This window comes from Ensifer sp. Root31 (genome assembly GCF_001424825.1).
In the GTDB taxonomy this organism is placed as follows: Bacteria; Pseudomonadota; Alphaproteobacteria; order Rhizobiales; family Rhizobiaceae; genus Ensifer; species Ensifer canadensis.
In genome coordinates this window covers 147713-171309 of the sequence record NZ_LMCO01000001.1, presented here as the reverse complement: position 1 = coordinate 171309, position 23597 = coordinate 147713, and the positions used below count along the sequence as shown (strand labels likewise).

Here is a 23597-nt window from a genome sequence, read left to right as displayed (position 1 = left end):
CCGCCCAACACCCGCACCTGCCGGCTGCAAAGCTGCGCGCGCGGATCGGGCGCGAGCACCGGGAGGGGGATCAGGAAAAGTGTACGCGGTTTTCCGCCTGCATCCCGCCCTGACTTAGGAGAACGCTGACCATGCAAGACCTCGTTATCCGCCGGCCGGATGATTGGCACCTTCACCTGCGCGACGGCGACATGCTGAAGGGCGTCATCGCCGACACCAGCCGCCATTTCGCCCGCGCGATCATCATGCCCAACCTCGTGCCGCCGGTCGTCACCGCGGCCGACGCTGCTGCCTATCGCGAGCGCATCCTCGCGGCCATCCCGGCAGGCGACCGGTTCGAGCCGCTGATGACGCTTTATCTCACCGAGGGCACGAACCCCGACGACGTCGAGGCCGGCCACAGGAGCGGCCTCGTCAAGGCAGTCAAGCTCTATCCGGCTGGCGCGACGACGAATTCGCACAGCGGCGTGCGCAACATCGATGAGGCGATGCCGGTGCTCGAGCGCATGGCGAAGATCGGCCTGCCGCTCTGCGTGCATGGCGAGGTCACGACATCGGACGTCGACATCTTCGACCGCGAGGCCGTGTTCATCGACACCGTGCTTGATCCCTTGCGCCAGCGCCTGCCGGAACTGAAGGTCACGATGGAGCACGTCACCACCAAGGACGGCATCGACTACATCAAGGCGTCGAAGGCCAATCTTGCCGGCTCGATCACCACCCATCACCTGATCATCAACCGCAACGCCATTCTCGTCGGCGGCATCAAGCCGCACTACTACTGCCTGCCGGTTGCCAAGCGCGAAAACCACCGTCTGGCGCTGCGCGCTGCCGCCGTCTCGGGCGACAAGCGCTTCTTCCTCGGCACCGACTCAGCACCGCATGTCGATCCGCTGAAGGAATGCGCCTGCGGCTGCGCCGGCATCTACACCTCGATCAACACCATGAGTTGCCTGGCGCATGTGTTCGAAGAGGAGGGCGCGCTCGACAAGCTCGAAGCCTTCGCCTCGCTGAACGGTCCCACCTGGTATGGCCTGCCGGTCAACGAGGAGACGATCACGCTCAGGAAGCAGGCAGAAGCCGTGACCTATCCCAAGAAGATCGAGACCGGTGCCGGTCCGGTCACCGTTTTCGATCCGATGTTCCCGCTGCACTGGGCCGTCGCCTGATCGTTTGGAATTTTGAAGGAGAGTTTGATGTTTTCCAATGCGTTCACCGACAAGGCCGTGATGGCCGAGCTGGTCGCCAAGATGCTCTGGGAGATCAAGGCGGTGCATTTCAGCGCCGACAAGCCCTATAAGCTCTCGTCCGGAATGGCGAGCCCGGTTTATATCGACTGCCGCAAGCTGATCTCCTATCCGCGCATCCGTTCGGCCGTTATGGATTTTGCCGCGGCATCAATCCTGCGCGAGGCGGGCTTCGAGCAGTTCGACGTCGTCGCCGGTGGCGAGACGGCGGGTATTCCCTTCGCGGCGATGCTGGCCGAGCGCCTGGGCCTGCCGATGATCTACGTGCGCAAGGCGCCGAAGGGTCATGGCCGCAACGCCCAGATCGAGGGCCACATGCCGGAGGGCGCCCGTGTTCTTGTTATCGAGGACCTGACGACCGCCGGCGGCTCGATGTTCAAGTTCATCGATGCGATCCGCGCAGCCGGCGGCATCGTCGACCACGGCATCGCGCTCTTCTATTACGATATCTTCCCGGAGGCCGTCGGCGAGATGAAGGGCAAGGGTGTCGACCTGCACTGGATCGCCACATGGCGCAACGTGCTTGCCGTTGCCCGCGAGCAGGCGCTGTTCGACGACGAGACGCTTGGCGAAGTCGAGGCCTTCCTCAACGACCCGCTGGCCTGGTCTGGCCGCAATGGCGGCGTCAGCGCGCTTGCCGCCCAATAGTCGGCGACACTCTGGGATTTCGTCGAAAGTCATTGAAATCAGTTGAAATGTCTTCAGGGGAGAAATGCCGATGATCGTATGTTGTGGTGAAGCGCTGATCGACATGCTGCCGCGGGACACGACCGCGGGCGAAAGTGCATTTGCGCCCTATGCCGGCGGGGCGATCTTCAATACGGCGATCGCGCTCGGTCGGCTCGGCATTCCCACCGGCTTCTTCACCGGCCTTTCCGATGACATGTTCGGCGATGTCCTCCGCGAAACGCTGAAGGCGGCGAATGTCGACTTCGCTCCCTGCGCGACCCTGTCGCTGCATACAACGCTTGCCTTCGTCAAGCTCGTCAACGGCCATGCCACCTATGCCTTCTTCGACGAGAACACGGCGGGGCGGATGATTACGAAAGATCATCTGCCGGCGCTCGGCGACTTCTGCGAGGCGCTGCATTTCGGCGCGATCAGCCTCATCCCCGAGCCCTGCGGCTCGACATATGAGGCGCTGATGACCCGCGAACACGAAAAGCGGATCATCTCCTTCGACCCGAACATCCGGCCCGGCTTCATCAAGGATCGGGAAGCCCATCTCGCCCGGATGAACCGCATGGCGGCGATGTCTGACATCATCAAGTTCTCGGATGAAGATCTCGACTGGTTCGGCATGACCGGCAGCCACGACGATCTGGCGGCCGAATGGCTGAAGCGCGGTCCGAAGCTGGTTCTGATCACCAAGGGCGCCGATGGGGCCGTCGGCTACACCGGGCGTCACAAGGTCGACGTTGCCGGTGAGCGCGTCACGGTCGTCGACACGGTCGGTGCCGGCGATACCTTCGATGCCGGCGTGCTCGCATCGCTGAAGCTGAGCGGTCTCCTGACCAAGGACGCCGTCGCAAACCTCTCGGAAAGCGCTGTTCGCGACGCCCTGGCCCTCGGCGCCAGGGCCGCCGCCGTCACCGTTTCGCGTGCCGGCGCCAACCCGCCCTGGAAGCATGAAATCGGGCTCTGAGAAGAGCCCGCACGAAACTCAATCCTTTTCCTCCGGGCGATATTCGAGAATGTCACCCGGCTGGCAATCGAGAACGGCGCAGATCTTCTCCAACGTGTCGAAGCGCACGCCTTTGACCTTGCCCGATTTTAACAGCGATATGTTCTGCTCGGTAATGCCGACCTGTTCCGCAAGATCGCGCGAGCGCACCTTGCGTTTCGCCAGCATGACGTCGAGGTTTACGACAATCGGCATCCGTTAAACGAAGCTCCTGTTCTCGGCTTCGATCCCCGATGCGATGACCATGACATGGCCGAGCACCAGAAGCAGCCCGGCCATCAGCATAACGATAATCGTTCCCCCATTGATGTCGATGAAGACGGAGTGCCCGGTCGTACTGGGATTGTCGTAGGTGACAGCCATGATGCCGATTGCGTTGCTGACAGTCATGCACAAGGAACCGACGATGGCGATGATGCCGATCCGCTTCAGCAGGACACCATTGCGGCTGGAAAGGATCTCACCGCGTTCGAAACCGTCGAAAAGTTGCCAGGCAAAGGCGAGGCCGGCAATAACAAGCGCATTGTTCATCGCAGTGAGAAACATGACGGTTATTATCGCGCGATAGGAGAGCGTGATGGCGGAGACCTTCGGGAAGACCACGTCGCGAATACCCTGCTCGAAGCCGGCCCGGTCGAAGAAAATCTGCCAGTGCCCGTAGACGACGGCCGAGCAGAACACTGCGCCGCACAATACGACCATCAGTTTCATGATGCGGCTCAGCTTGCGCAGCCGCTCGGGAGATCCGTTCATTAAAAAGTTCCTTATCGGCTCACTTGTTTTTTTATTGTAAAACGATAATTATTTCGCGTCAATTATGATTTTGGTGCGTTTCATGACTTTCCGTATTTTGATGAACCCATGCCTTTTCCTGTCCCTCAACGTGCTGGCCGCCTGTGCAGCGCTCAATGTCGGCTCGTTTGAAAAACTGTCTGGCGTCGATCCGCTCACGTCCGATCCGGCAGAACTGCGTGTTGCCCTTTTGGTGCCCGAAGCGCTGTCGCTCAGGCGCGGCGACGCAACACTCGGCATTTCGTGGAAGGCGGATGGTGCGCCCCTCGACACCCACCGTTTTGCCCTTCAGATCCAATCCGGAAATGTCGGGGCGCCGGGGCTGACCGAGGGGATGCGGGAGGGGCAGACGCTCTATGTCCTGACGCTGACGCCCGCCGATGCGGAGCGCCTGCGCGATATGCAGGAGAAGATCGCGGCGACCAAAGGCACGGAGGCCAAGGGTCGCGGAAGCCTTACGGTCGGTTTTTCCGGTGGCTGCTGGAGCGGTGCGTTTCCTGCTGACCAGAAAGTCACGGTCGATGCCTGGATCCGTACGCGTTCCGACGAAAACTACTTCCAGCTCCTTTCGGGACTGGATCTGATGGATATGCTCCGCCAGTCCGGCGTCAAGGCGCTGCCGGCCTGCGCGGCCTGAACGGCCAGGGCACGCCGGGCGCGCCCTGGCCTCGCATTCTTAGCGAGAAGCCTTGAGCAGCACGGCCACAAGGCCCGCCGTCGACGAATCGTGACCGGCAGCACTTTCCTTGCCTTCGACCACGGGCAGCAGGCCCGTTGCCAGCTCCTTGCCGAGCTCGACGCCCCACTGATCGAACGAATTGATGTTGAAGAGCGCGCCTTCGACGAAGACGCGGTGCTCGTAGAGCGCGATCAGCCGGCCGAAGGCGAAAGGATCGAGCTGGTCGTAGACCAGCGTCAGCGACGGGCGGTTGCCGGCAAAGACGCGGTGCGGCGCGATCTTGTCTGCCTTGGCATCCGCCATGCCCTTGGAGGTCAGCTGTGCCTTCGCCTCGGCAAGCGTGCGCCCCTTCATCAGGGCTTCAGACTGGGCGAGGCAATTGGCAATCAGCAGTTCGTGCTGGTGGCGCAGGTTCTTCTCGTGGCCGTTGGCGGCGATCATGAACTCGGCCGGGATGACGTCCGTGCCCTGGTGGATCAGCTGGTAGAAGGCGTGCTGGCCATTGGTGCCCGGCTCGCCCCAGACGACCGGACCCGTCGAATATTCGACCGGTTTGCTGTCGAGCGTGACCGCCTTGCCGTTCGATTCCATGTCGAGCTGCTGCAGGTAAGCCGGAAAGCGCGACAGGCGCTGGTCATAGGGCAGGATCGCCCGCGAGGGATAGCCGAGAACATTGCGGTGATAGAAGCCGAGGAGGCCCAGCAGCATCGGCAGGTTCTGGCGGATCGGCGCAGTGCGGAAGTGCTCGTCGATGGCATGGCCGCCATCGAGGAAGCGGCCGAAATTCTCCTTGCCGATGGCGATCATCAGCGGCAGGCCAATGGCCGACCAGATCGAATAGCGCCCACCGACCCAATCCCAGAAGCCGAACACGCGCGCCTGGTCGATGCCGAAAGCTGCGACCTTGTCGAGTGCCGTCGAGACGGCGGCAAAGTGGTGGCCGACTGCGGCTTCGCCGAGCTTGCCGGCGATGAAGGCGCGGGCAGTCGCCGCATTGGTCATCGTCTCGATGGTCGTGAAGGTCTTGGAGGCGACGATGAAGAGCGTCGTTTCCGGATCGACGAGCTTCAGCGTATCGGCGATATGCGCGCCATCGATGTTGGAGACGAAATGCAGGCGCGGGCCGTCATGGAACGGCGCGAGCGCCAGCGTCGCCATCACTGGGCCGAGATCCGAGCCGCCGATGCCGATATTGACCACATCGGTGATCTTCTTGCCGGTCGCACCTTTGAGCGCGCCCGAGCGGATGCCATCGGCAAAGGCGCCCATGGTTTCAAGCACGCCGTTGACGTCGGGCATCACGTCCTTGCCGTCGACCATGACAGGACGATTGCCGCGGTTGCGCAGCGCCGTGTGCAGCACGGCCCGTTCTTCGGTAATGTTGATGATGTCGCCGCGGAACATCGCGTCGCGCTTCTCTTCGACCTTGGCCGCTTTCGCCAGCGCCTCAAGACCGTCGAGCACCTGTTCGTTCACTGCGCATTTCGAATAATCGAGCAGCAGATCGTCGAGCGAGGTGCTGAAGCGCGAGAAGCGCTGGGCATCGCTCGCGAAGGCGGCGCGGATATCGGTCGCATTGGTCTGCGCGGCGGTTGCTTTGAGTTGATCGACAAGCGCTTTCATCGCGGGGCTCCTTGTGTCGGACATTCGCCTGCGTAGCTATTCGCTTTGCATTGTCCAAATCAAGCCCGCAAAACCGCCGGGATGGCGGTTTTCAGGATTTTTTAAATCGTTTTAAGTCGAGGCTGGCCCTAGCCCCGGAGGTCCTTGCGCAGGATCTTGCCGACATTGGTTTTCGGCAACTCGGTGCGGAACTCGACGAAGCGCGGCCGCTTGTAGTTGGTGAGATTGGCCGCGCAATGCCGCTTGACGTCCTCTTCGGTCAGGTCAGGATCCTTGCGCACGACGAACAGCTTGACGGCTTCGCCCGAATGTTCGTCCGGAACGCCGATCGCCGCGCATTCGAGAATGCCGGGATGGGTCATCGCCACTTCCTCGATCTCGTTAGGGAAGACGTTGAAGCCCGAAACCAGGATCATGTCCTTCTTGCGGTCGACGATCTTGACGAGGCCGGCGGGGTTTATGAAGCCGATATCGCCGGAGCGGAAGAAACCGTCGGGCGAAATCGCCTTGGCGGTTTCGTCCGGACGCTGCCAGTAACCGGCCATGACCTGCGGCCCGCGAATGCAGATTTCGCCGACGTCGCCGATCGCCAGGGTGTTGCCCTGGTCGTCGCGGATCTCAACCTCGGTCGAAGGGATCGGAAAGCCGATCGTGCCGGTGAACTCGGTCGAGTCGAGAAGGTTGGCGGTGGCGACCGGCGACGTCTCGGAAAGCCCGTAGCCTTCGGCGATCGGGCACCCCGTCATCTTCTGCCAGCGCTCTGCCACCGGTCTTTGGATGGCCATGCCGCCGCCGAAGGTGAGCATCAGCGACGAGAAGTCGAGCTTCTGGAATTCGGGGTTGTTCATCAGCGCATTGAACAGCGTGTTGAGACCCGGGAAGATGTTGGTCTTGTACTTGCCGAGCTCCTTGACGAAGCCGGGAATGTCGCGTGGGTTGGGGATCAGGATGTTGTTGCCGCCGGTGGCAAGGCCCATCAGCGAGTTCACCGTCAGCGCGAAGATATGGTAGAGCGGCAGAGCGCACATGAAGACGAGACTGTCCGGCCGCGGACGCGAGCGGAACGCCGTGTCGAACCAGATTTCCATCTGCGCCATGTTCGACAAAAGGTTGGAATGGGTGAGCGTCGCCCCTTTGGAAATACCCGTGGTGCCGCCGGTATATTGCAGGAAAGCGACATCGCTCGGCGCCACATTGGGTTTGGTCAGCTTCAGGCGGCCACCTTCGGCGAGCACGGACTTGAAGGAATGATGGCCGGGGATCGACCAGGCGGGCACGAGCTTCTTCACCCGGCGCACGATCAGATTGACGATCGTGCCCTTGAAGCCGAGCATGTCGCCCATCGTGGCGACCACCACATGCTTGATGCTGGTCTTGGCCGCAACCTGCTGGACCGTATGAGCGAAGTTCTCAAGCACGAAGATCGCCTTGGCGCCGGAATCGACGAGCTGATGTTCCAGTTCGCGCGGCGTGTAGAGCGGGTTGACGTTCACGACCGTGAATCCTGCCCTCAGAATGCCGAAAACGATAACAGGGTTCTGCAGGATGTTCGGCATCATCACCGCGACGCGGTCGCCCTTCGACAGCCCGCGCGCCTGCAGCCAGGCGCCGATCTTGGCGGATTCGGCATTGAGCTCGGAGAAGGTCAGCGATTTGCCCATGCAGGTAAAGGCGAAGCGGCGCGAGTAGCGCGCGACGGCATGGTCGAAGAAGTCGCCGATCGATTTGTAGGGCAGAGGGCCGATTTCGGCGGCAATGCCCGGCGGATAGGACTTCAGCCAGATCTTCTCCGGGCTGATGCCTGTTGGTTGCGTGTTGAGTTCCGCCATGACCTCTCTCCCTCTGGTCGCCACAGGCTAGCCTTGCTTGCGGCCAAAGAAGTAACCCTCCCGGTCTTCTCTTGCCGATGAAGATGATGCTTTTACGACACCTCTTCAAGCCGAGATTCGGGATTATATAACTTTGACGTAAACGTCAACTCAGCGAACAGTTAGCCGGTCTGCTTCACCAGCGTGTGAAAAAGTATGATGAGTGCCGCAAAGCCTTTGCCAGCCGGGTTTAAAGCCTGTATTGCATTGCAGCATATCCCCGTCGGAAACCGTCCGATACCACGCCGCCAGCACCCCACAGATTTGTTCCGCTGTTCGAGGCCGAACGACACAGGTCATTGCTCATGTGTGACGAAGCCTATTCTTCTGCCGTCGATTCGCGCCGAAGCCGCATCTCTGTTGCCGAGGTTGCGCTCGCCGTTGGCGGGTTCGGCATCGGTACGGGCGAATTCGCCATCATGGGCCTGCTGCCGCAAGTGGCCGATGACGTCGGCGTTTCGGTGCCGCGCGCCGGCGCCGTCATCAGCGCCTATGCACTCGGCGTCGTCGTCGGCGCACCGTTGATCGCGGTGCTTGCGGCGCGGTTTTCCCGCTTTCGGGTGCTCTTGGTGCTGATGCTGCTGTTTGCGATCGGCAATTTCGCAAGCGCCATCGCACCGGATTTCTACACGCTGGTTGCCGCGCGCTTCTTTGCCGGTCTTCCGCACGGTGCCTATTTCGGTGTGGCGGCGCTCGTGGCTGCAGGGCTGGCTGCACCCAACCAGCGGGCGCGTGCCGTCGGGCGCGTGATGATGGGCCTGACGATCGCGACCCTGTTCGGAACGCCGCTCGTTGCCTGGTTCGGTCAGGCGCTCGGATGGCGGTCGGCCTTCGCCATTGTCGGCGGCATCAGCCTTCTGACCATTGCGCTCACCTGGTCCTACGTGCCGCGCGACAAGGGCAATCCGCAGGCGACGCCGCTGCGCGAGCTTGGCGCCCTGGGCAAGCTGCAGGTGTGGCTGATGCTCGGCATCTGCGCCATCGGCTGCGGCGGCATGTTCGCCGTCTTCAGCTACATCGCTCCGGCATTGACGGACGTCGCAGGCGTTTCCGTGGCGAACGTGCCGATCATGCTGTCGGTGTTTGGCGCCGGGATGATCCTCGGCAACATCGTCGGCTCCAGGCTCGCCGATTGGGCGCTGCTGCCGGCGATCGGCATCGCGCTTGCCTTCAATATCTTCGCTTATGTGCTGTTCTATTTCACCATGGGCAATCCGTGGATCGCCATCGTCAACGTCTTGTTCATCGGCGGCGGCTTTGCCGTCGTACCGGGTGTGCAGACCCGACTTATGGACGTGTCGGGCGAGGCGCAGACACTTGCCGCAGCACTCAGCCATTCCGCCTTCAACCTCGCCAATGCGCTCGGCGCCTGGCTTGGCGGCTGGTCCATTGCCGCTGGCTATGGTTGGACTTCGACTGGTCTGGTCGGTGCCGTCATGGGGGTTGCCGGTTTCGGTATCTTCCTCGCATCGGTTTTCGTCGATCGCGCCGAGACGACCAAGCGGGCGGCGATACGTGCGGCAGAATGACTTCTGCCATCAAATGAAGCCTGAGAGCTTGCGCGCCGCTAAATTTTTCTGTCATGTCCCGCCGCTAGCGTCGGCTGTGGCCCCGAAACTACCGTAAACCGGGGGCATGGGGGCGGCACTGCATAATTTTGCGCTTAAATCGGATCGATCTAAGCGCAAAATTATGCATCAGATCCTGGTACAGCGACCTTTGCACGTCTTTGTGGGAGACGCGCGGCACTGTACAGGCTGGCAAGGCCTCGGGTTTGTTGTAAGGTCGTCTGGAGACGGAGGAATGTTGGTGCAGTTGGGCAATCGCGAACGAGAAAACCTTCCCGTAGAGCCGCGGCTCTTCGGGCATGCGGCGGCGTCGCGCTCGGCTCTGGTTGGTCCGATCACCGCTGCGCGCTGGATGCTCGTCTTCGTGCTTCTGGCCGGCGTCTATTTCTTCCACGGCTTCCTCGTCCCGGTTCTGGCTGCTGTCGTCATCGGTTTTGCCAGCTGGCCGATTTATCGCCGCCTGCTGGCGGCCGTCGGCGGCAACCGCACACTGGCGGCGACCATTGCCATTATCTGCGTCGTCGCCTTCATCGTCGTGCCGATCTCGGTCGCTGCCGTCTACGCGGTCGACGAAGTGCGCGACTGGCTGGTCTGGGCGGTTGAAACCAATGCCAACGGCGCCGGCGTGCCCGTCTGGCTGACCTCGATCCCCGTCGCCGGTGCCTGGCTCGGCGAGCAATGGGTCAAATATGTCGGCCATCCCGGAGCGCTCGGCGAACTGGTGCAGCTCGTCAGCGGCTCCAACATCGGCAATATCTATCGCGGCGTGCTGGTCATCGGCGCGTCGGCGTTTCACGCCTTCCTGACGCTGCTCTTCATGCTGATCACGCTGTTCTTCGTCTATCGCGACGGACACTCCTTCTCCAAGCAGCTCGATCATCTCGGCGAACGCATCTTCCCGATGCGCTGGGAACGGCTGTCGCGCGTGGTGCCGCTGACGATCAGCTCGACGGTGACGGGCATGGGCATCATCGCCATCGGCGAGGGCATCGTGCTCGGCGTCGCCTATTGGCTGGCCGGCGTTCCCTCGCCGGTCACGCTCGGCATCATCACCGGCCTGATGGCGCTGATCCCCGGCGGTGCGCCGCTCTGCTTCACGCTGGTTTCCGTCTATCTCGTCGCCAGCGGCTCGCCGGTCCAGGGCATTGCGCTGTTTGCCTGGGGCACGACCGAACTCTTCATCGTCGACAAGACGTTGCGTCCGCGCCTTGTCGGCGGCCCGATCAAGCTGCCGTTCCTGCCGACCTTCTTCGGCCTCGTCGGCGGCGTGAAGACCATGGGCTTTCTCGGTCTGTTCGTCGGTCCGGTGCTGATGGCACTGCTCGTCGCCATCTGGCGCGAGTGGATGCGCGAAGTGACCACCGAAGCGGCACCCACCGTAAGCCCGATCATCAAGGGCTAGGGTTTTTCCAGCAAAGATGCGAAGCGGTTTTTCGCCAGGAAATGCGTAAAAACAAAGAGCTAAAGCGTTTCTGTTACTCAGTTTAAGTTGGAAACGCTCTGACGCCACCAATCCGCCAGCCGCCTTCGGACGGTGGCAGTATCCTTATCTTTTCCTTATGCGCGCGCGAAACCATCGCAATCGATAATTGACCCGCTGAGGGTGCATCATCCGGCCATAAACAGTTCCGGAGAATGCACATGTCCGATTTCCTTTTTCTTGCCGCCGGTCTCGGCGGCCTTGTCGTGTTTGCGCTCTACGCGCGCACGCTCAGCCGGCTCTAGGAGGCGTCGATGTTCGAAGCCTTCATTGGCCTCGCCGTCGCCTTTGCGCTCGCGGCCTATCTCATCGTGACCCTCGTTCGACCGGAACGGTTCTGATCGTTCAGCCGTATTTTGCGGAGAATTCCTCATGTCTATTATCGGGTGGCTGCAGATCGGCCTCCTCTTTCTCGCCGTCTTCCTCGCGATCAAGCCATTGGGCCTTTACATGGCCCGGGTTTTCGCTGGCGAGCGCAACTTCCTCTCTCCGGTTCTCGGACCCGTCGAGCGTGGGCTCTATCTCGCGGCTGGCGTCGATGCTAGGAAGGAGCAGGGCTGGCTCGCCTATACACTGTCGATGCTCGCCTTCAGCGCGGCCGGCTTCGCGCTTCTCTACGTCATCCTGCGCTTCCAGGGGTCGCTGCCGCTGAACCCGCAGGGGTTTGCCAACGTCCCGCCAGACCTCGCCTTCAACACGGCGGTCAGCTTCCTCACCAACACCAACTGGCAGTCCTATGGCGGCGAGACCACCATGAGCCATTTCAGCCAGATGGCCGGCCTGACAGTGCAGAACTTCGTGTCGGCTGCAACGGGCATCGCCATCGCGCTTGCCGTCACCCGCGCCTTTGCCCGCTCCGGCGCCGCGACACTCGGCAATTTCTGGGTCGATCTGACCCACTCGACCCTCTATGTGCTGCTGCCGCTGGCAGTTCTCGTTGCACTCGCTTTCGTCGCGATGGGTATGCCGCAGACGTTCCACGCTTCCGTCAGCGCCACCACGCTCGAGGGCGTGCAGCAGACGATCGCGCTTGGTCCGGTCGCAAGCCAGGAGGCGATCAAGCAGCTCGGCACCAATGGCGGCGGCTTCTTCAACGCCAATGCGGCGCACCCGTTCGAAAACCCGAGCGCGCTCAGCAACTACCTGTCGATCTTCGCGATGCTGTCGATCACCTCGGCGCTGGTCTACACCTTCGGCCAGATAGTCGGTGACCGCCGCCAGGGCTGGGCCTTCATCGCTGCCATGGCAACGTTGCTGATCGCCGGTATCGGCGTCATCTACTGGGCCGAAAGCTACGGCAACCCGATCCTGCACGGCCTCGGCCTCGAGGCGTCTCTCGGCAATATGGAAGGCAAGGAAGTCCGCTTCGGCCAAGCGATGTCGGCGGCTTATGCCGGCGTGACCACAGGCATTTCGACCGGTGCGGTCAACGGCATGCACGGCTCCTTCACCGGCATTGGCGGCCTTGTCCCCATGCTGCTGATCCAGCTTGGCGAAGTGCTGCCGGGCGGCGTCGGCTCCGGCCTTTACGGTATGGTCGTCTTCGCGATCCTCGCCGTCTTCGTCGCCGGCCTGATGGTCGGGCGCACGCCCGAACTGCTCGGTAAGAAGATCGAAGGCCGCGAGATGAAATACGCGATGCTGGCGATCCTCATCCTGCCCGCCTCGATCCTCGGCTTCACCGCGATTTCTGCCGTCATGCCCTCGGCTGTCGCCAGCATCGGCACGTCAGGTCCGCATGGCCTGTCGGAAATCCTCTACGCCTATACCTCTGCTACCGGCAACAACGGCTCCGCGTTTGGCGGCCTCTCGGCCAACACGCCCTGGTACAACACGACGCTCGGCTTCGCGATGCTGCTCGGCCGTTTCGCCTACGCGATACCGGTGCTGGCGATAGCCGGCTCAATCGCCGCCAAGACCCGCGTTCCGGCTTCCCAGGGAACCTTCCCGACGCACACGCCGCTCTTCGTCGGCCTGCTCATCGGCGTCATCCTCATCCTCGGCGGGCTGCAATATTTCCCGGCCCTCGCGCTTGGTCCCATCGTCGAGCAGTTCGCCATGCTCTCGGGCCAGACCTTCTGAAGGAACAGACAATGTCTTCGAAACCCGTCGCCCCAAGCCTTCTCGACCCGGCGATCCTGCTACCGGCCTTCAAGGCCGCATTCACCAAGCTCGACCCGCGCCAGCTTGTCCGCAACCCGGTGATCTTCGTCACCGAGGTGGTGGCAGCCATGGTCACGGTCTTCTTCATTCGCGATCTTGCGACTGGAACCGGCACGCCGCTGTTTTCGGGCCAGATTGCCGCCTGGCTGTGGTTCACGGTGCTGTTTGCCACCTTCGCCGAAGCGGTCGCCGAAGGACGCGGCAAGGCGCAGGCCGACAGCCTGCGCCGCACCAAGTCCGAACTGACGGCCCGCAAGCTTGTCTCGGCCGAAGGCAGGGAAACGCAGACCATTCCGGCGACATCGCTGAAGGTCGGCGATCTCGTGCTGGTCGAAGCCGGGGAACTGATCCCCGGCGACGGCGACGTCGTCGAGGGTGTCGCCTCGGTCAACGAAAGCGCCATCACCGGCGAATCCGCACCCGTCATCCGTGAGTCCGGCGGCGACCGCTCCGCCGTCACCGGCGGCACGCAGGTGCTGTCCGACTGGATCAAGATGCGCATCGGCACGGCGCCCGGCGACACCTTCGTCGACCGCATGATCGCGCTCATCGAAGGCGCGCAGCGCCAGAAGACCCCGAACGAGATCGCGCTCTCTATCCTGCTCTCGGGCCTGACGCTGGTCTTCCTGGTCGCCGTCGTGACACTCTGGGGTCTTGCCGGCTACTCCGGCACGGTTCTGTCGGTCACGGTTCTTGCAGCCCTGCTCGTCACGCTGATCCCGACCACCATCGGCGGCCTGCTGTCGGCCATCGGCATCGCCGGTATGGACCGGCTGGTGCGGTTCAACGTCATCGCCACATCCGGCCGCGCCGTCGAGGCGGCTGGCGACGTCGATACGCTGCTGCTCGACAAGACAGGCACGATCACCTTCGGCAACCGCATGGCCGCCAACTTCATGCCGGTCCCCGGCGTGACGGATGCCGAGCTTGCCGATGCCGCGCTGCTGGCAAGCCTTGCCGATGAGACCCCCGAGGGCCGCTCGATTGCCGCCCTTGCGACCGGCGAATTCGGTCGTCAGACGCCAGCCGTATCGCTGCCAGCTTCCGACAAGCAGACGAGCCGCGAGGTTGTGGCTCTGGCTGTCGGTGGCGGCTCGGTTCAAACAGGTGCCTTGGCAATTGATGCCGTCGTGCCCTTTGCCGCCGAAACGAGACTGTCGGGCGTCGATTTCGGCGGACGCCGGCTGCGCAAGGGCGCCGTGGATTCGATCCTGAAGTTTGCAGGCGTTCGCGACGAGAACGTGCCGGCCGAATTCCGCCGTGCCGTCGACCAGGTCGCGCGCACCGGCGGCACGCCGCTTGCCGTTGCGGACGGCAATCGCCTGCTCGGCGTCATCCACCTCAAGGACGTGGTCAAGCCTGGCATCAAGGAGCGCTTCGCGGCACTGCGTGCCATGGGGATACGCACCGTGATGGTGACCGGCGATAACCCGGTAACGGCAGCGGCAATCGCCTCGGAAGCCGGCGTCGACGATTTCCTCGCCGAAGCGACACCGGAAGACAAGCTCGGCTATATCCGCAAGGAACAGCAGGGCGGCCGATTGATTGCCATGTGCGGCGACGGCACCAACGACGCGCCGGCGCTGGCCCAGGCCGATGTCGGCGTGGCGATGCAGACCGGCACGCAGGCGGCGCGCGAGGCGGCCAACATGGTCGATCTCGATTCCAGCCCGACAAAGCTCATCGAGATCGTCGAGATCGGCAAGCAACTGTTGATGACGCGCGGCTCGCTGACGACCTTCTCGGTCGCCAACGACGTGGCAAAATACTTCGCCATCATCCCGGCGCTGTTCATCACCACCTATCCGGCGCTGGCCGCGCTCAACATCATGGGGCTGTCGTCACCGCAATCGGCAATCCTGTCAGCGGTCATCTTCAATGCCTTGATCATCGTCGCGCTCATCCCGCTGGCGCTGAAGGGCGTCAAGTATCGCCCGGTCGGCGCCGCAGCACTCCTGCGCCGCAACCTGCTGGTCTATGGCCTCGGCGGCCTCCTGCTGCCCTTTGCCGGCATCAAGCTCGTCGACGTCGTCGTCTCTGCTCTCAATCTGGTGTAATCATGTTGAACCAACTTCGTCCCGCAATCGTCATGGCCTTGTTGCTGACTGCGATCACCGGCCTTGCATATCCCTTCGCGATCACCGGCGTTGCCCAGGCATTGATGCCGGCGCAGGCCAATGGCAGCCTGATCCGCATCGATGGCGCGATCGTCGGCTCCGATCTGATCGGGCAGAACTTCACCGCCGACAAATATTTCTGGCCGCGCCCCTCCGCGACCGGGCCCGAAGCCTACAACGCCGGCGGCTCGACCGGATCCAACCTCGGCCCGACCTCGGTCAAACTGAAGGACCGGGTTGCCGCCGACGTCGAGAAGCTGCGCGCCAGCGGTATAACAGGCGAGATCGCCGCCGATGGCGGCACCGCGTCCGGCTCCGGCCTCGATCCGCATATTTCGCCGGCTTTCGCCCGCGAGCAGGTGTCCCGTGTTGCCAAGGCCCGCGGGTTTGCGGAAGCCGACGTGGCGAGCCTGGTCGAACAGGCGACGGAAGGTCGTCTGCTCGGGATCATAGGCGAGCCGCGCGTCAATGTGCTAGAACTCAACCTCGCTCTGGATGCCCGGAGAAGCTGAGTGTGAAGCCTGAGATGCGGCCAGAGACGCTGCCAGAGACCCTGAATGCCTGAAACCGACCGCGAATCGAAAAGCCGTCCGGACCCGGACGCACTGCTGGCGCTGGCCGGGCAGGGGCGAAAGGGGAAGCTCACGGTTTTTCTCGGCGCAGCCCCCGGCGTCGGCAAGACCTACACGATGCTGACGCGGGCGCGTCGGTTGAAGGCCGATGGCGTCGACATCGTCATCGGTCTGGTGGAAACCCACGGGCGCGGCGAGACCGCCGCGCTCGTCGAAGGGCTGGAGATACTGCCGCGCCGCGATGTCAACCATCGCGGCCGTGTGCTTTCCGAATTCGATCTCGACGCGGCGCTCGCCCGCCGTCCGCGGATCATCGTCGTCGACGAACTGGCGCACAGCAACCCCGAGGACAGCCGCCATCCGAAGCGCTACCAGGATGTCGAAGAGTTGATTGCCGCCGGCATCGACGTCTGGACGGCACTCAACATCCAGCATCTGGAAAGCCTGTCCGATGTCGTTGCCCAGATCACCGGCGTTCCGGTGCGCGAGCGGGTGCCCGACACGGTTCTCAGCCGTGCCGATGACGTGCTGCTCGTCGACCTGCCGCCGGCCGAACTGATCGAGCGGCTGAACCAAGGCAAGGTCTATCTGCCTGACAGCGCCAAGCGCGCGATCGAGCGCTTCTTCCGCCTCGGCAATCTGACGGCGCTACGCGAGCTGGCGCTGCGGCGGACGGCCGACCGCGTCGACGACCAGATGGTCGACTATCTCAAGCAGAACGCCATCGAAGGCCCCTGGGCGAGCGGCGAACGTCTGCTGGTGTGCATCGGGCCCGACCCGCTGTCGGAAAAGGTCGTGCGCACCGCCAGCCGCCTGGCCTCGGGGCTGAATGCGCCATGGATCGTCGTCTTCATCGAGCGGGCCGACCGCGAAAGCGGCGATGGCGAAGCGGCGCGACGGCTTGACGAGACTTTTCGCCTGGCCGAACAGCTCGGCGCCGAAACCCGCCGCATCGTCGGCAACGATTTCGTCGAGGAGATCCTCAAGCTCGCCCGTCGCGAGCATGCGACGCAGATAGTCATCGGCATCAGGCGCCAGCGGTTCCCGCTACGGCTGTTCCGGCAATCGCTTCCCGACGCGCTGGCCGAACGCATCACCGGCGTCGGCATTCATCTGGTTACCGACAAGGAGCAGCCGCGTCCGAAAAGTCGCCTGAGCGTCAAGCGGCAAATGCCGGAGGGCTTCGGGCGGGCGCTCGCGATCGCGGCCGTCACCGTGGCGGCGGCGACTGCACTTGGCGTCCTGATCGAGCGCTTCATCATCCTGCCGAATATATCGCTGCTGTTCCTGCTGGCGGTGCTGGCGTCGGCGACCTATGCCGGCCACGTCGCGGCGATCGCGGCTGCCCTGTTTTCGGTTCTTGCCTACAACTTCTTCTTCATCGATCCGGTCGGCACCTTCACGGTCGCCGAACCGCACGAAGTCTTCGCGCTGTTCATTTTCCTGGTCGCGGCTGCGCTTGCCGGTAGTCTGGCCTCCCGGGTGCGCGAACAGGCGAAATCAGCGCGACGCCGTGCCGCGGCGACGCAGGCGCTCTACGATTTCTCCCGCAAGCTCTCGGGTACCGCCAATGTCGACGATGTGCTCTGGGCGGCGGTGACCCAGATGCAGACGACGCTGAAGCGCAATGTCGCGCTGCTGTTGCCGGAGGAGGGCGATCTGCAGCTCAAGGCCGCGTGGCCTCCGGACACCGAGCTCGATGTCACCGATACCATGGCAGCGCGCTGGGCGATGGACAAGCAGGAGGCGGCCGGCAACGGCACCGGTACGCTGCCGAACAGCCCCTTCCATTTCCGACCGTTGACCAGCCCGCATGGCGTCGTCGGCGTCTGCGGTTTCGCCCAGGCCGGCAAGCCGCTGGAGATCAACGAAGAGCGGGCGCTCGCCGCCATCCTCGACCAGACGGCGATCGCCATCGACCGGGCGCGCCTTTCGCGCGAGAGCCTCGATCACGCCGCCAAGCTGGAGGGCGAGCGGTTTCGCGCTGCCTTGCTGTCATCGATCTCGCACGATCTGCGCACGCCGCTTGCCACCATCACCGGCGCCGTCACCAGCCTGCGCCAGCTGGGCGACCGCATGCCGCCGGAAAGCCGCGACGACCTGCTGCAATCGATCGAGGAGGAGGGCGCACGGTTGACGCGTTTCGTCGCCAACCTCTTGGACATGACCCGCATCGAAGCGGGGACAGTCAATGCCAAGCGCGACTGGGTGGATGTCGCCGACGCCGTGCGGGCAGCCGTCGATCGGGCGCGTAAGTATTTTCCGGACCGTGAGATCGAAACCAGCATCGCGCCCGAACTACCGTTGATGCGCGGCGACAGCGTGCTTCTCGGCCAGGTGCTCTTCAACCTGCTCGACAACGCCAACAAATACGGCGGCGAGGAGCCGGTCAGCATCTATGCCAGGCGGGACGGCAACGAGATTGTGCTGTCGGTCACCGATCTCGGCAAGGGGATTGCTCACGGTGATCTCGAACACGTATTCGAAAAATTCTTCCGGCGGGGCAAGGTGGATGGCCGCACGCCGGGCACCGGCCTCGGACTGTCGATCGCCAAAGGCTTCGTCGAGGCCATGGGCGGCCGCATCAAGGCTGAGAGCCCGGCTTTGAGGCGTCGCGGAACGCGCATTTCCATGCGTTTTCCCGCCGCCGAAGCAGAAATTTCTGAAAAGGACCGTGCATGAGCGTGGAGCGCATCCTCGTTGTCGACGACGAACCCCAGATCCAGCGTTTTCTGCGACCGGCGTTGAGTGCCGCTGGCTATGACGTGCTTGAGGCGCTGACGGGCACCGAGGCGCTGAAGGCGGCGGCGACCACCGCGCCCGATGTGGTGATTCTCGATCTCGGCCTGCCCGACATGGACGGCAAGGATGTGATCGCCAACATCCGCGCCTGGTCGCAGGTGCCGATCATCATCCTGTCGGCTCGCGACCGCGAGAGCGAAAAGATCGCTGCCCTCGACCTCGGCGCCGACGACTATATCGAAAAACCTTTCGGCATCGGCGAGCTGACGGCGCGCATCCGGGCAGCGCTTCGCCACCGCATCCAGATGGAGGGCGGCCACACCCAGCTCTCGGCCGATGGCGTGGCGATCGATACGATCAAGCGGCTGGTGACGCGCGACGGCGAGCCGGTGCGTCTGACGCCGAAGGAGTATGATCTGCTCGTCATGCTGGCGCACCATGCCGGACGCGTCGTCACCCACAAGACGCTGCTGACCTCGGTCTGGGGCGCGGCGCATGGAGAGGACCTGCATTATCTGCGCGTCTTCATCGGCCAGTTGCGCGGCAAGATCGAGCGCGATCCGGCCGACCCGAAGATTATCCGCACCGAGCCTGGTGTCGGTTACCGCTTCGTCGGCGACGACGACTGAGGCCGACCGGTTTTTCCGGTCGGCCCTCGAAACGTCCACTCAGTTGATCACCAGCGGCTTCGGTTGGTCTTCGGACAGCGTGTCGCCGACCACCTGCCGCTTTTTCGTCGGGCGTGGATTCTCGATGATGCTGACCGGCGCGGACAGCGTTGTCGCAGCGACGTTGCCGACGCCTCTGGCTGTGCCGGCGACGACGGCCGCAATGCCCGTGCCGACCGAAATGTTGGAATCGGTCAGAGTCTGGCCCTTGATCAGCCGCTGGCCGATCAATTGCACGATCTCCGGGCTTTCGGCGAACTTGCCGTGATGCAGCCCGTCATCGGTCTCAACCTTGGTCAGGTCGATGGCGGTGATGCCGGATTTCTCCAGGTCCGTGCGATAGGGTTCCTTCGATGGGTCGATGGCGCCGAGCCTAGAAACGTCACCGGAAATGAAACTCGAAAGCGCGAGCGCACGGTCGTCCTGCGAGACGAAGATCGTGAACTTCGGTTTCTTCTTGCCCATCTCCACCCATTGCTTGGCAAAGACGTCGAGGTCGATATCGGGAGAGGCTAGGATCACGTTCTGGATCTTCGAGGGGACGTTGCCGTCGCGAATACCCATCTGCCTGAGCGATTCCATCGTCAGCCAGGTGCCCATGGAATGGGCCAGGATGGTGATGTCCTTGACATCAGGCGCGTCGGCGAGGATGCGCAGCGTATCCTCGAGTGCGGTGCGCGAGTAGTTCGTGCTTTCCTTGTCGTAATTGTATTCGAACACATTGGCGCGCGACGGCCAGGTGAACAGGATCGGCGTTGTCTGGGCGCCGGAATCATGGATGATCTGCGCAAGCCGGAAGACGGAATCCTCGTAGCGGTTGTTGAAGCCGTGAACGAAAACGAAGGTGTGGCCGCCGACACTGTGCTGCCTGAACCAGGCCTTGCCGTCGGCAAGTGTGTCGAGTTCCCGCACCCGCGTTACCGCAAAGTCGGTCGCCGGATTGGGCGGCAGCTTGCGCGGCCATTGCACGGTGCCGGGCTTGCGCACCGAATCCGGAGGGATCGATACCGAAACATCGGTCATGAAGGTGTTGACGTCTCTTTCGCCTGAAAACAGAGTCGCAGGATCGCCGGAAGGCTGCCGGGTCGTTGCGACCAGCATGTCCACCTGTGAGGTTTTCGGTGTTTGTGCCGTCAGGGCGACCGGCGTCATCACGCCCTTGGGCTTGCCACCGCACCCGGCAAGCCCCAGCGAGAGGACAACGGGGAGGATGATCGTCATCATTGCCGGCATCCGCGCCGTCGAGATCTTAATACGCGCATTCTCAATCATCGGCGCCCCACGCAGAAACAAAACGAGCCGCATCAGACTGTGCTTTCGCGACGGCGCGATGACAGCATTCCGGGCCGGCGGATGCAAGCGGGTACTTCCCGGGTTCTCGCGTTATGGTGGCGCTGTGCAGATAGCGGCTGCTTAGGCGGCGGCCCAGCCGGCGGACCTTGGCGCTTCTCGCAGGCGCCGATCCGTGCTAGGAGCGCGGTCAAAGGGATAACCGAAGCTCTGCCTCGAAACCCGGTGTGCAACCAGTCGCCACACCGGGAAGACCTTTTCCGATCGTGGCGTCCACCGATCGGGAAAGGCAACATGAACATCCCCCTTCTTCTCCTCGCATTGGCGACCTTCGCCACCGGCACGGCGGAAAATCTCGTCATCGGCATCCTGCCCGATGTGGCGTCAGGGCTCGGCGTCTCGATCGGCCTCGCCGGGCAGCTGACGTCGGTCTTCTCCGTGACATTCGCGTTGGCGGCGCCGGCAGCCCTCATGCTGACGGCGCGCCTGGAGCGCAGGACCCTGCTTTTAGTGACGCTGGGGCTCTTCATCACAAGCAACGTCGTGGCCGCTGCCAGCCCGAATTACGGCGTCCTGGTTGCCGCCCGCATCGGCATGGCGGCCGCGAGCGCAGCGTCTTTATCGGCCTTGAGCTGTTTGCGGCCTGCGTGATGTTGGCATGTGGCTGGTTCGTACCGGGGGGCGGTCGGTCGAAGCCGGCGCACGGTGGCTCCTATGCCGGCCATCTGCGCTCGCTACCCTGCGTCTGCGCGCAGCTCGTGTCGGTGCTGATGATCGGCGGTCACTTCATCCTGTTCGCCTATCTCGCACCCTATCTGGCCGAGATCGTCGGGATGCGGGGCGATGAGGTCGTCACAGCCTTTTTCGCCTTCGGCGTGGCCGGCGTCTGCGGTGGATATCTCGGCGGCCGGTTCAGCGATGCCGTTCCGCCGCGGCTGGCGATCCGGTTGACGCCGCTCGCCTACCTGCTTGCGCTGATCGCCGTACCCTTCATGTCCGAGATGCGCCTGCTGTTCCTAGTGGTGATGATGCTGTGGGGCTGCATCAGCTGGATGATTTCGCCCGTGGTGCAGAGCTTTCTGATCAGCCAGAGCCCCGAGACGGCGGAAGCCGGCATCGGTCTCAACCTGTCGGCGATGCATGTCGGCGTCGGGCTGGGCACGGGCATCGGCGGTCTGCTTGTCGAAGCGGCCTCGCCATCTGTGCTTCCGGCCGCAGCCGCGATTCTGGCGGGCCTTGCCGTGGTCGCGGCATTCGCGCGACATGGCGTGTGCCAGCGCCGGAAAGGGCCGATCGCCAGCCGGCGGCGTGAGCGAGCGGTCGACAGCGCCGCGCGTCTTATTAGACGCGCAAAGGTCGCTGTAGCACTTTGAATTGCTGCATGTCTTTTGTCCTTAAATCGAATAGGATTTAAGGAAACATGCAGTAGGCTGTCGTTTGACTGCAGATCAGGATGTGGCGCCGGGTAGCGGCAGGTTGAGCGCCGGGCCGGGGCTGACGCCGTGCTGTCGGCGGACCTGCCGCGATGCGCTGCCGTCGAACAGCGACATTGGCAACGTCCCTGTCAGGATCCAGCGATAGGGCGAGCCGGCATCCGGTTCGCGCGATTGATGCGGTATCGACGCCAACGGCAGCACGTATTCCGGACGGCGCAGGCCCGCGTCCTTGTTTCCGAGCCAGGTGAGCACGACAAACACCTCGCCGCCGATCTCCAGCGCCGACAAGGAACAGGTCCGGCCGGAGACATTGGCCTGGACGGCATCCTCGTGAACTTGAAAACGGCTGACTTTAAGCGACATCGATCGGCTTCCTCGAAATGGACCTCTTGCCGGCCGCTCATGCGTGGCAAGACGAGCTGACCTTCGGCCAGCTTCAGACTTTCATCCCGCTACAGTGCTCATTTCTTTGAAGGAAAATGGTGCCGCTTAGCAGACTCGAACTGCTGACCCCATCATTACGAATGATGTGCTCTACCAACTGAGCTAAAGCGGCCCTGAGGCGGTTCCGCGAAAAGTCCGCGGAACGAAGTGTGAGGCGCTGATAAACGCAAAGCGCCAAGATTTCAAGCCATCAGTTTCGAGAACTTGAAAATTCCTTGTTGGCGGCGATCGTGGGGGCGGGGCGGAGCCCGAGGCGGGCGCGCGCGGCGTCGTATTCGCGCTCCCACCGATCGACCATATGCGCGACCGAAGTGACCTCGCGGACCGCGCCGATGCCCTGGCCGCAGCCCCAGATGTCCTTCCAGGCCTTGGCGCCCTCGGTGGCCTGGGCGAAGTCCATCTTCGACGGGTCGGCTTCCGGCAGGCTTTCCGGGTCCATGCCAGCCGCCAAGATCGATGGCTTCAGGTAGTTGCCGTGAATGCCGGTGAAGTAGTTGGAATAGACGATGTCGGCGGCATTGCTGTCGACGATCATCTGCTTGTAGGCGTCGCTGGCGCGCGCTTCTTGCGTGGCGATGAAGGGCGAGCCGATATAGGCCATGTCGGCGCCCATCGCCTGGGCTGCCAGGATGGCGCCGCCATTGGCGATCGCGCCGGAGAGAAGCAAGGGGCCGTCGAACCAGGAACGGATTTCCTGGACGAGGGCGAAAGGCGAGAGCGTGCCCGCATGGCCGCCCGCGCCCGCTGCAACGGCGATCAGGCCGTCGGCGCCCTTGCGGATCGCCGAATTGGCGTGGCGGTTGTTGATCACGTCGTGCAGCACGATGCCGCCGTAGGAATGAATGGCGGCGTTGACCTCGGGCACGGCACCGAGCGATGATATCACCACCGGCACCTTATACTTGATGCAGAGCATCAGGTCCTGTTCGAGGCGGGTGTTGGACTTGTGGACGATCTGGTTGACGGCAAAGGGGGCAGCCGGACGGCCGGGGTTCTTGGCGTCGTGGTCGGCCAGCGTTTCGGTGATTTCGGCAAGCCACTCGTCGAGCTGCGATTGCGGGCGGGCGTTCAATGCCGGGAAGGACCCGACCACTCCTGCCTTGCACTGCGCGATCGTCAGTTTGGGATGCGAGACGATGAACAAGGGTGCGCCGACAACAGGCAGTCTCGTCGTTCCGGAAAGAATTGGCGGCAGCGACATCGAGTTCTCCATCCCATGAAATT

At 63.1% G+C, this 23597-nt stretch carries 20 protein-coding genes and 1 tRNA gene; 13 read left to right on the top strand and 8 right to left on the bottom strand.

Annotation, left to right across the window (positions count from 1 at the left end; genetic code table 11):
* The first annotated feature begins 131 nt into the window (after window positions 1–131).
* The 3 genes from pyrC (at window position 132) to ASD00_RS00795 (ending at window position 2892) form a co-directional block, all read left to right on the top strand.
* On the top strand, window positions 132–1169 hold the full coding sequence (pyrC, locus tag ASD00_RS00805; protein ID WP_025425774.1) for a dihydroorotase: 1038 nt from the start codon (window positions 132–134) through the stop codon (window positions 1167–1169).
* Between the two features lie 27 nt (window positions 1170–1196).
* Entirely contained in the window at window positions 1197–1895 is a 699-nt protein-coding gene (locus ASD00_RS00800; protein WP_025425775.1) for an orotate phosphoribosyltransferase, read from the top strand.
* Window positions 1896–1965: 70 nt separating this feature from the next.
* Entirely contained in the window at window positions 1966–2892 is a 927-nt protein-coding gene (locus tag ASD00_RS00795) for a carbohydrate kinase (RefSeq protein ID WP_025425776.1), read from the top strand.
* 18 nt (window positions 2893–2910) lie between these two features.
* On the opposite strand, the gene ASD00_RS00790 is transcribed toward ASD00_RS00795, so the two are convergent.
* On the bottom strand, window positions 2911–3126 hold the full coding sequence (locus ASD00_RS00790) for a helix-turn-helix transcriptional regulator (protein ID WP_025425777.1): 216 nt from the start codon (window positions 3124–3126) through the stop codon (window positions 2911–2913).
* A gap of 3 nt (window positions 3127–3129) precedes the next feature.
* Window positions 3130–3684, bottom strand: a complete 555-nt coding sequence (locus tag ASD00_RS00785; RefSeq protein ID WP_025425778.1) for a DUF2975 domain-containing protein — start codon at window positions 3682–3684, stop codon at window positions 3130–3132.
* An 82-nt stretch (window positions 3685–3766) separates the two neighbouring features.
* Between ASD00_RS00785 and ASD00_RS00780 the strand changes: the two genes are divergently transcribed.
* Entirely contained in the window at window positions 3767–4360 is a 594-nt protein-coding gene (locus tag ASD00_RS00780) for a hypothetical protein (RefSeq protein WP_128090391.1), read from the top strand.
* A 39-nt stretch (window positions 4361–4399) separates the two neighbouring features.
* Here the strand turns inward: ASD00_RS00780 and pgi are convergent, their stop codons facing one another.
* Together pgi and ASD00_RS00770 are read right to left on the bottom strand one after the other, a co-directional pair.
* Window positions 4400–6025 carry a glucose-6-phosphate isomerase gene (gene pgi, locus ASD00_RS00775; protein ID WP_057204273.1) on the bottom strand — a complete coding sequence of 542 codons (1626 nt, stop codon included), beginning with the start codon at window positions 6023–6025 and terminating at the stop codon, window positions 4400–4402.
* 128 nt (window positions 6026–6153) lie between these two features.
* Entirely contained in the window at window positions 6154–7854 is a 1701-nt protein-coding gene (locus tag ASD00_RS00770; protein ID WP_025425781.1) for a long-chain fatty acid--CoA ligase, read from the bottom strand.
* Window positions 7855–8198: 344 nt separating this feature from the next.
* Here ASD00_RS00770 and ASD00_RS00765 point away from each other — a divergent pair, with 344 nt between their 5' ends.
* The 7 genes from ASD00_RS00765 to ASD00_RS00735 all read left to right on the top strand — a co-directional run bounded on the left by ASD00_RS00765 (window position 8199) and on the right by ASD00_RS00735 (window position 19164).
* Entirely contained in the window at window positions 8199–9422 is a 1224-nt protein-coding gene (locus ASD00_RS00765) for an MFS transporter (protein WP_025425782.1), read from the top strand.
* A 280-nt stretch (window positions 9423–9702) separates the two neighbouring features.
* A complete protein-coding gene (locus ASD00_RS00760; protein WP_025425783.1) occupies window positions 9703–10863 on the top strand; it encodes an AI-2E family transporter in 1161 nt (386 codons plus the stop codon).
* Window positions 10864–11313: 450 nt separating this feature from the next.
* Complete coding sequence (gene kdpA / locus ASD00_RS00755; protein WP_057204271.1) at window positions 11314–13023, top strand: potassium-transporting ATPase subunit KdpA; 1710 nt, start codon at window positions 11314–11316, stop codon at window positions 13021–13023.
* Between the two features lie 11 nt (window positions 13024–13034).
* On the top strand, window positions 13035–15161 hold the full coding sequence (gene kdpB / locus ASD00_RS00750) for a potassium-transporting ATPase subunit KdpB (protein ID WP_025425785.1): 2127 nt from the start codon (window positions 13035–13037) through the stop codon (window positions 15159–15161).
* A gap of 2 nt (window positions 15162–15163) precedes the next feature.
* Window positions 15164–15733, top strand: a complete 570-nt coding sequence (kdpC, locus tag ASD00_RS00745; RefSeq protein ID WP_025425786.1) for a potassium-transporting ATPase subunit KdpC — start codon at window positions 15164–15166, stop codon at window positions 15731–15733.
* A gap of 45 nt (window positions 15734–15778) precedes the next feature.
* Window positions 15779–18475: a sensor histidine kinase KdpD gene (locus tag ASD00_RS00740; RefSeq protein ID WP_025425787.1), complete on the top strand. Its 2697-nt coding sequence runs from the start codon at window positions 15779–15781 to the stop codon at window positions 18473–18475.
* A complete protein-coding gene (locus tag ASD00_RS00735; protein WP_025425788.1) occupies window positions 18472–19164 on the top strand; it encodes a response regulator in 693 nt (230 codons plus the stop codon). The genes ASD00_RS00740 and ASD00_RS00735 overlap by 4 nt, the downstream gene beginning before the upstream one ends.
* A 39-nt stretch (window positions 19165–19203) precedes the next feature.
* Here ASD00_RS00735 and ASD00_RS00730 read toward each other — a convergent pair whose 3' ends face one another.
* A complete protein-coding gene (locus tag ASD00_RS00730) occupies window positions 19204–20427 on the bottom strand; it encodes an alpha/beta hydrolase (protein ID WP_244494167.1) in 1224 nt (407 codons plus the stop codon).
* A gap of 360 nt (window positions 20428–20787) precedes the next feature.
* On the opposite strand from ASD00_RS00730, the gene ASD00_RS41335 reads away from it, so the two are divergent.
* On the top strand, window positions 20788–21144 hold the full coding sequence (locus ASD00_RS41335; RefSeq protein ID WP_051509151.1) for an MFS transporter: 357 nt from the start codon (window positions 20788–20790) through the stop codon (window positions 21142–21144).
* A complete protein-coding gene (locus ASD00_RS41330; RefSeq protein ID WP_051509152.1) occupies window positions 21144–21866 on the top strand; it encodes an MFS transporter in 723 nt (240 codons plus the stop codon). Before ASD00_RS41335 ends, ASD00_RS41330 begins: the two co-directional genes overlap by 1 nt.
* Before the next feature lie 75 nt (window positions 21867–21941).
* Here the strand turns inward: ASD00_RS41330 and ASD00_RS00715 are convergent, their stop codons facing one another.
* The 3 genes from ASD00_RS00715 to ASD00_RS00705 all read right to left on the bottom strand — a co-directional run bounded on the left by ASD00_RS00715 (window position 21942) and on the right by ASD00_RS00705 (window position 23574).
* Window positions 21942–22292: a hypothetical protein gene (locus ASD00_RS00715; RefSeq protein WP_025425790.1), complete on the bottom strand. Its 351-nt coding sequence runs from the start codon at window positions 22290–22292 to the stop codon at window positions 21942–21944.
* Window positions 22293–22409: 117 nt separating this feature from the next.
* A tRNA-Thr gene (locus tag ASD00_RS00710) sits at window positions 22410–22485 on the bottom strand.
* 78 nt (window positions 22486–22563) lie between these two features.
* Window positions 22564–23574 carry a nitronate monooxygenase family protein gene (locus ASD00_RS00705; protein ID WP_025425791.1) on the bottom strand — a complete coding sequence of 337 codons (1011 nt, stop codon included), beginning with the start codon at window positions 23572–23574 and terminating at the stop codon, window positions 22564–22566.
* Window positions 23575–23597: the final 23 nt, after the last annotated feature.